Annotated in this window: 3 protein-coding genes; 2 read left to right on the forward strand and 1 reads right to left on the reverse strand. The window is 56.1% G+C overall.

Annotated elements, in window-relative coordinates; genetic code table 11:
• The coding region (locus ACR0LL_RS21055) for a LysR substrate-binding domain-containing protein (protein WP_480589245.1) at positions 1-319 on the forward strand (319 nt) is incomplete at its 5' end.
• Between the two features lie 95 nt (positions 320-414).
• Positions 415-1,425 (forward strand): IS30 family transposase, encoded by a 1,011-nt coding sequence (locus ACR0LL_RS21060; RefSeq protein ID WP_480589247.1) that lies wholly within the window; start codon positions 415-417, stop codon positions 1,423-1,425.
• A 49-nt stretch (positions 1,426-1,474) separates the two neighbouring features.
• Here ACR0LL_RS21060 and ACR0LL_RS21065 read toward each other — a convergent pair.
• Positions 1,475-1,675: hypothetical protein (locus ACR0LL_RS21065; RefSeq protein ID WP_480589248.1), on the reverse strand; the 201-nt coding region annotated here is incomplete at its 5' end.

The following is a 1,675-nucleotide window of genomic DNA, read 5'->3' on the forward strand; positions in this document are numbered from 1 at the left end:
GCCACTTGTTTTCAGGGAAAAAGGGTCAAAAACACGCCAGAAGCTGGAAGTTGAGGCCAGAAAACAGGGCGTTACGCTCAAGCCTGCGATTGTGGCAGAAGGCCGAGAGGCCGTCCGGGAACTGGTCGCCTCGGGTGCCGGGGTCGGCTTTGTCTCTCAGGCAGAATACGTGCGCGATGACCGCCTCCGACAGATCAGGCTGAAAGGTATCAACCTGCAGATGGGCGAAAGCCTGATCTCCCTTTCACAGCGGCGCGACGTAAAAATCATACGGGCCTTCATGGATCTGGTGAAACAGGCAAAGTCAGAAAAACCTTAGGCGTCGAATTATGCGGCGTAGTCTGAGCCTCCGGTGGATTCACAAACGAAGTGCAAATTCTGTACTAAAACAGAGAGTTGCATGGAGTATGAAGAATGGGAAGCCGCTACTGTCACCTGAAACTGGGCGAACGACGTAAGCTCGCAAAGTGGCTGGAAGCAAAAATGCCGGTCGCTGAGATAGCCGATCGGTTGGGTCGTAACCCCTCTACGATCTACCGAGACATCAAACGGAACCGATACACAGATACTGAGATCCCAGAACTCAACGGATATCACGCGGTTGTCGCTCAGGACAAATACGAGGCGCGCCGCGCGATCCATCGCAAGATGATCGTGCATCCAGACCTCAAGGAAGCCATCGAAGATCGACTCAAGGCTGGATGGTCGCCCGAACAGATCGCAGGCCGGATGCGGCTTGAACGCCATCCGATCCGTGTGAGTCACGAGACGATCTATCGGTTCGCCTATTCCAAGGATGGCCGCGAGGAACAGTTTTACCGCCATCTCCCTGAGCATCGCAAACGCCGCCGGCCACGTGGCTATCGCAGGTACAACCGGACCCACATCTTTGACACGCAGAGCCTGTCTCACAGGCCCGAGCGCATCGCGGACCGCACTGAGTTCGGCCACTGGGAATGTGATCTGATGATGTTTCGCAAGGAGTATGGGAAAGTCAATGTGACGTCTCTGGTCGAACGCGTCAGTCGCTATGCTGTCGTGATGCGCAATGAGGATCGCCAGTCCAAGCCGATCATGGAAGCGCTGATCCAGGGGCTGGCTCCCCTGCCCGCCGATGCACGTCAGTCGATCACCTTCGACCGTGGCACCGAGTTCTCGGCCTGGAGGCACCTCAGGGCCGGGATCGGCGCGGATGCCTGGTTCTGCGATCCACAAGCGCCGTATCAGAAAGGAACGGTCGAGAACACGAACAACAGGCTGCGGAAGTATCTGCCTCGCTCAACCGAACCGACGGCGCTGACAAATCGATATTTGAGGTCGATTTGTCAGCCCCTCAATTCGACCCCCCGCGAGTGCCTCGGCTACCAAACGCCTGCAGAAGTCTTCGAAGCCAAGCTGATGGAGATCCAGAACCGTTTGGAATAAAAGGACATATCAAGAACTGCACTTCAACATGAGTTCACACCAAAATCCCTCACTCCGGCTGCCAGTCATCGTCGAGCGAGGATTGCACTCCGCTTTCTGTAATTGAAGCATTGTGCGTGGCGGTTTCGGTACCCATTTCTGTACCGTCCCCAGACATGTAGGCCTGCGCGAACTCGGTACGCTTGAACACGGATCCATCAAGTTCGATTGTGGTGCGATCCTCTGCCGTCGCGCGTGTCACAGAGCCATC

It is taken from the genome of Ruegeria sp. AI2, from assembly GCF_056541275.1.

Excerpts from the sequence above, each read along its gene's own strand:
- ACR0LL_RS21060 (WP_480589247.1), top strand. The coding sequence starts at position 415 with ATGGGAAGCCGCTACTGTCACCTGAAACTGGGCGAACGACGTAAGCTC.